The 6750-nt window shown below is 60.8% G+C and carries 4 protein-coding genes; 2 read left to right on the top strand and 2 right to left on the bottom strand.

From position 1 onward, the window contains the following. Both ABX749_RS16470 and ABX749_RS16465 read right to left on the bottom strand, forming a co-directional pair. Positions 1–629 (bottom strand): MFS transporter (locus ABX749_RS16470; RefSeq protein WP_372896930.1); only part of this gene is annotated, 629 nt, incomplete at its 3' end. A 73-nt stretch (positions 630–702) separates the two neighbouring features. Beyond that, entirely contained in the window at positions 703–1806 is a 1104-nt protein-coding gene (locus ABX749_RS16465) for a D-TA family PLP-dependent enzyme (protein ID WP_372896929.1), read from the bottom strand. A 178-nt stretch (positions 1807–1984) separates the two neighbouring features. Between ABX749_RS16465 and ABX749_RS16460 the strand changes: the two genes are divergently transcribed. Next, complete coding sequence (locus ABX749_RS16460) at positions 1985–5053, top strand: PSD1 and planctomycete cytochrome C domain-containing protein (protein ID WP_372896928.1); 3069 nt, start codon at positions 1985–1987, stop codon at positions 5051–5053. 44 nt (positions 5054–5097) lie between these two features. Continuing rightward, positions 5098–6540: a DUF1501 domain-containing protein gene (locus tag ABX749_RS16455; RefSeq protein WP_372896927.1), complete on the top strand. Its 1443-nt coding sequence runs from the start codon at positions 5098–5100 to the stop codon at positions 6538–6540. Positions 6541–6750 lie beyond the last annotated feature (210 nt).

The following is a 6750-nucleotide window of genomic DNA, read 5'->3' as shown; positions in this document are numbered from 1 at the left end:
TTGACCCCCGCGTGCTCCTCCGGCCGGTTTCGAACGATCACGTAATAGGCGACTGCGACGATCAACCCGACGACGCAATACAGATACAGCACGTAGCGCCAGCTGCTGAGCTGGTAAACCAGAAACGTGGTCAGGAACGGGGCCAGCGTACCGCCGAGTCGCCCGCCGATCGAGACGAAGGAACTGGCCTGGGCGCGGGCGCGAAAGTGAAACCAATTGCGGATCACACCGCTGCTGGTCGCGTATGCGCCGGCTTGGGCGACACCGAACGCCAGTCGCGCAACCAGCAAGGCGCCCAGCGTCGCTCCCATGCCCGACCATCCGGTTAACAGCGACCACGCGAGGATGTAAAACGTCAACATGATCCGTCCGCCGAACCGATCGCTTGCCCAACCCGAAGGCACTTGAAAGAGCGCGTAGGCAAAAAAGAAAGCGCCCAACACCTCGCCGATTTGTTCTCGTGAGGCTCCCTTGAAATCGTTCAAGAAGGAATCGCTCTTGACGATTTCGCCAAGGCAGACACGGTCCAGATACAGCATGAACGCCATCAACACGCTGACGGCGATGATCCGTTTTCGCACCGACGTGGGCTGAATCTCGACGTGCGTTGAATCGGGGGGGGAATCCATGTGTTACTGCCTGAGAGAGCATCGTGCGAGGAAGCTGGCGGGATCGGCTGGACGCCTCTCCCACGGGCGTTGTTCAAATGGTGATCCGTCTGGCCCTGGCCACGACCGGCCAGGGCTCGACGGCGCGTCCCTTGTCGACGCACCAGACTTCCGCGTGCAAGGCGACCGTCGGGCAGATGTGGGTGGGAACGCCATACAGCACGGTGCCGACGGGATAATCGTCCGCACGATCGGTCTTCAGCACCAAGTGCTCTTCGCTGTGTCCCACGGCTTCGGCGTCTTCGAGTCCAAAAAACGAAACCCGCGGAGGCTGCATTTCCGACGCGACCGCTTTGTACCCCAGGTCGATGCAAAGCAGTCCTGGGGCGGGCCGGCTGATCACGCGGGCCAGCAGCACGGCGGCCTGATCGACTTCCATCGGTGGCGTGAAGGTCGGCTGACCGGCGTCCCAGAGCACCGACGTTCCCGCGCTGACTTCGATGTCGTGCTCGGCGGCCAAAATCCTGGACGAGACCGTGCCGCAGCCGACGACTTTGGGGACCGCCAAGCCTTCGGCCACAAGTTCCCGTCGCAAGTCCCACACCGGCTCAAACGCGGCGGCAACCTGTCGCCGAACCAACGCTTCATCGGTGTCATGGATGTGCCCGTCGTAGGCGTGCAGCCCCGCCGGACGAAGCCCCTTGGCGGCGGCAAGGAAGCGGTACAACGCAACGGCATCGGCGTTGGGTCGAATGCCGGTCCGAGTCATCCCGATGTTCAAATCGATCAACACGTCCACATTGACTTGCCGACGCTGGGCGGCCTCGGAGAGCGACTGGGCGATTCGGGTGTCGTCGACGATCGTCGAAAACTGGGTTTGGGGAAACGCAGCGACGAGTTCCACCAGCCGCCGGATGTTGGGCCCGACGGGCTGATAGGCGAGGAGCACGTCGCGTCCGCCGGCCGCCGCGGTCATCTCCGCCTCCGCGATCGTGGAGGTTTTGAACTTACCGATCCCGGCCTCCAGCTTCATCTGAATGATCTGCGGCAACTTGTGCGTCTTGACGTGTGGTCGCAAACGATCGGCGCCTGCCCAGGCAATCATGCGTTGAAGGTTGGCCCGCACGCGATCGGGATAGATCAACAGGGTCGGGGAGGGAATTTCGTCGGCGTTGTCGAGTTCGTACCAGGACGGCATCAATTCGTTTTCAGGGATAACCGGAGGGAGGGGTGGGGGGGCCGTCATTCGCGGTGAAGTGGAACTTTGGCGGCGGGAGCCCGGAGTATAACGACGACGACGCGTCGGGGGTTGTAATGATTTACAATGGACCGCGGATCATCCTCCCTCCCCATGCATCCCGCCGCTTCCGATCCCGTTGAAACAGCACGCCCTTCCCCGCCCCGCCATGAGTCTCCTCAAGCTCCTGCATGTCGTTCTGGTCGGATTCTTGATCACGACTTCGTTTGCATCGCTGGTTGCTGCCGAGCCCGCGTCGACGGGCACGGTCGAATTTGCCAAGGACGTCTACCCGATCTTGCAGCGGTCTTGCTTTGAATGCCATGGAGCGGAAAAGCAGGAAGCCGGTTTGCGTTTGGATCGCCGCAATGATCTTCTCGAGTCGGGTTCGGTGGAGCCGGGAAATCCCCAAGAGAGCGAACTGCTGCGACGTGTAGTCTTGCCGCGCGGGCACGACGAAATCATGCCGGCGATCGGCGATCCGTTGTCCGCATCACAGGTCGACGCGCTGCGTCGCTGGATCGCGGGCGGAGCGGTTTGGCCGGAAACGTTCGTCGCAGCCCAGCACTGGGCCTACGTCGCCCCGCGCCGACCCGCCTTGCCGGACGTTCGCGACACCGCGTGGCCGCAATCGCCGATCGACCATTTTGTGCTGCACCGACTTGAAGCGGAGAACCTGACTCCAGCGCCGAAGGCGCGGCCGGAAAAGCTGATCCGCCGGTTGTATTTGGACTTGATCGGACTGCCGCCGACGCCCGGCGAGGTCGAAGCGTTCGTTCGCGATCCGAGCCGCCAACAGTACGAGTCGATCGTCGATTCCTTGCTCAGTCGTCCACAGTTCGGCGAGCGCTGGGCGCGTCCCTGGTTGGACTTGGCACGCTATGCCGATTCCCATGGGTTTCAACGCGACAACTTTCGCGACATCTGGGCCTATCGCGATTGGGTCATCAACGCGCTTAACGACGACATGCCATTTGATCAGTTCACGATCGAGCAAGTCGCCGGCGACCTGTTGCCCGCCGCGACGGCGTCACAAAAAATCGCGACGGGGTTCCACCGCTGCACGCCGACCAACGTCGAAGCCGGATCGCTGCCCGAAGAAACCCGTATCGAGCAAGTCATCGATCGGGTCAATACGACCGGCGCCGTTTGGTTGGGGACGACGTTGGAGTGCTGCCAGTGTCATGATCACAAGTACGATCCGTTCACAACGGAGGAGTACTATCAGTTGTTGGCCTATTTCAACAACACGGTGCAGGAAGCCGACCGGGCCAACCCCAAGCAACCTTCGTCGATCAAGTTCCAAGGTCCCAGCATGCCTTTGGAAGATCCGCTGCGTGACCAACAACGCGTGGCGTTTCAGCGACAACTTGATGACCTCAAAAGCCAACAACAGAAACGCCGTGAGGAACTGTCCGCCGGTCTGGACGAATGGGGCGAGGGGCTTTCCGAGTTGATTGCTCAATCGACGCAGGCATACACGCTCGAAGTCATCGAGTTTGAATCCGAAGGCACGACCGATTCGTATGAACGCCTCGATGATGGTTCGATCTTGCTGCAAGGCGGTGACCCGCCGGACAAGGACCAGTACAGGGTTGTGGCAACCGCCGAGGTTCCACGCGTCACCGCGATTCGCTTGGACGTGTTGCTCGACGAGTCGCTTCCCGATTCTGGGCCGGGGCGGAATGAACGCCGCAATTTTGTCTTGAACGATTTTCAGGTGGAGCGTGTTGCAAGCGCTGGAGTCGACGCTGGGGCTGATACGGTGGAGCGAAAACAGACGCTTTCTTTCTCGGCGGCGAAGGCGAGTTTTTCGCAAAAGAACTATCCCGTGGCCGCCGCGATCGATGACGATCCGAAGAGTGGCTGGGCGATTTCACCGCAACAGGGCAAACCGCACTGGGCGACGTTTGTGCTGGACGAACCGATCGAGCTTGCCGCCGATCGACCGCTGGCGATCACGATGACGCAACACTTCGGCCGAGCGCTGACCATCGGTCGCTTCAAGCTTTCGGTCGTGACCGGAGACGTTGACGCCGAAGCCGTTCCCGAAGTGATCGCCCGGGCGGCGCGAAAGTCTCCGGCCGAATGGTCGGACAAGGAACGAAAGACGCTGGTTCAATACCGGGTCGAGCGGGACAAGGCATTCAATGCACTCGACAAGCAGATCGCGCAGCTGCAAAAGCAGATCAAGCAGCTGGCGCCCGACACGACGTTGGTGATGATCGAACTGGACCAACCGCGAACGTCCGCGGTGTTTGAGCGGGGCGATTATCGCACGCCGGGCGATCCGGTGCAGCCCGGCACGCCGGCGGTCTTGCACCCTTGCCCTGACGGGCCGGAGAACCGTCTGACGCTGGCCCGTTGGTTGGTTTCAGGCGACAATCCGCTCGTGGCTCGCGTGACCGTCAACCGTTGGTGGATGGAACTTTTCGGCGCCGGCATTGTCACCACGCCCGAGGATTTTGGCATCAAGGGCGAACCACCCTCGCACCCTCAACTGCTTGATTGGTTGGCAGTTGAGTTGATGGACAAGGGGTGGTCGATGAAACGTTTGCTGAAGACCATCGTCACGTCGGCGACCTACCAACAATCGTCCAACGTGCGCTATGAACTTCGCGATGTCGACCCAGAGAACCGTCTGCTGGCGCGTGGGCCGCGTTTTCGAATGGACGCCGAGATGATTCGCGACAATGCATTGGCGATCGCCGGCTTGTTGAGTTTACGTCAACACGGCCCATCGATTCGCCCCTACCAACCCGACGGTGTGTGGTCCAAGGTCGGCGGCGAGGCGTATGACTATGAAGTCAGCCCGGGCGGCGAGCGACATCGGCGTGGCATCTACGTCGTCGTGAAACGGGGCTCGCCGTATCCCAGTTTCATTAACTTCGACGCCACCGCGCGTTTGGCCTGCACCGTCAAGCGTTCTCGGACCAACACTCCGTTGCAAGCGTTAACCTTGCTGAACGATCCGGTTTATGTCGAAGCCGCCCAAGCCCTGTCGTCAAGAATCGCGGCCGAAAGGGGCGACGCATCGATCGACGACCAAATCGAGTTTGCCTTTCAGTTGTGCACGGCGCGGCAACCCAATTCCAGTGAGCTTGCGACGCTTCGTCATCTGTATCGTCAGCAATCGGATTCTGCCGATCCGATGTACGGCGTCGCCACCGCGCTGCTGAACCTGCACGAAACCATCACCAAAGACTGAGCCGTCTGATGACCACATTGCCTTCCACATCAAATCGTCATCGCATGTCGCGTCGCAAAGTGAATTCCCGTTCCCAGGCCAATCGTAATGATCTCGATGACGTCGTCCGGTTTGACCGGCGTGGGTTTCTCGGTACCGGTGGAATCGGATTCGGCTCGATCGCACTGGCGTCACTGCTGAGTGAAGATTCGTTCGCGGCGACCGCCGGGCCGCACTTCGCGCCGCGCGCCAAGCATGTGATTTATCTGCACATGATCGGGGCGCCGTCGCAGTTGGATTTGTTTCAGGAAAAGCCCGAACTGGTCAAACGACACAACCAGCCTTGCCCGCCGGAGGTCACCAAGGGACGCGACTTTGCGTTCATCGGCAAGACGTCCACGCTCGCCGGTTCGCCGTGGAAGTTTTCGCGGCAGGGCCAGTGCGGGCACACGATGAGCGAGTTGTGGCCGCACCTCAGTCAGGTCGCAGATGAGTTGGCGTTCATTCATTCGATGCACACCGATGAAATCAACCACGCCCCGGCGCAGATGTTTTTGCACTCCGGGTTCGGTCGCGGCGGGCGGCCCAGCTTTGGTTCGTGGGTCAGCTACGGACTCGGCTCGGAAAACAAAGACCTGCCCGGCTACGTGGTGATGCTCAGCGGGCCGGCCGGCGGGGCGGGCACCAGCATGTGGTCGCCTGGCTTTTTGCCGAGCATTTATCAGGGCATTCAATTTCGTTCCAAGGGCGATCCAGTGTTGTTCCTTTCCAACCCCGAAGGCCGTTCGATGCAGCAGCGTCGCCAGGTCTTGGACGCCTTGGAGGAACTCAACGAGCAGCAACGCTTGGCGACCGGGGACGAGGAGATCGCGACGCGGATCAGCCAGTACGAGATGTCGTATCGGATGCAAATGTCGGTCCCCGAACTGATGAGTCTGGACGGGGAGACGGAGGAGACGTTGTCGATGTATGGTGCCGAGCCGGGTAACGCGTCGTTTGCCAACAACTGCTTGTTGGCCAGGCGGTTGGTCGAGCGTGGCGTCCGACTGATCGAGCTTTACGATTCCGATTGGGATCATCATGGCAACATCGAAAAGCGTCTGCCGGAGAAATGTCGACAGACCGATCGCCCGATTGCTGCGTTGATCGGTGATCTTAAGCGACGCGGTATGCTCAATGACACCTTGATCATTTGGGGATCAGAGTTCGGGCGTACGCCACTCAACCAGGGCAGCAACAAGGGTCAGGGGCTGTCCGGCCGGGACCACCACAAGGACGCGTTCACGTGTTGGCTGGCCGGTGGCGGGGTGAAGGGAGGCGTCCGCTATGGCAAGACCGATGAATTTGGCATGGATGTGGTCCAGGACGGCGTGCACGTTCACGACCTCAACGCCACCGTGTTGCACCTGTTGGGGCTTGATCACGAGCGGCTGACGTATCGTTATCAGGGGCGAGAGTTCCGCCTAACGGATGTGGAGGGGCGCATCGTCCGCGAACTGCTGGCGTAGGTTCGTTTGCCGCTAAATGGGGTGGCTTTGGTTTGCGGAAGGGCGCGAGCCCGATACCGCTAAGTGAACACCGATGAGGAGGCCGCTCGCGCTGGCGCAAGCCGGCTGATGTCAAGTGAAGATCAGCCGTTTGGCGAACTTGGTTTTCGGGTAGGCGGTAGTGGACGAGGCGACGAGTCCTTGCCCACATGCCGACTGCGGAGGACTCGT

This window comes from Stieleria sp. (assembly GCF_041595215.1).
Lineage (GTDB): Bacteria > Planctomycetota > Planctomycetia > Pirellulales > Pirellulaceae > Stieleria > Stieleria magnilauensis.
Note: the sequence above shows the minus strand (reverse complement) of the source record. Positions and strands in the feature narration are given on the sequence as shown.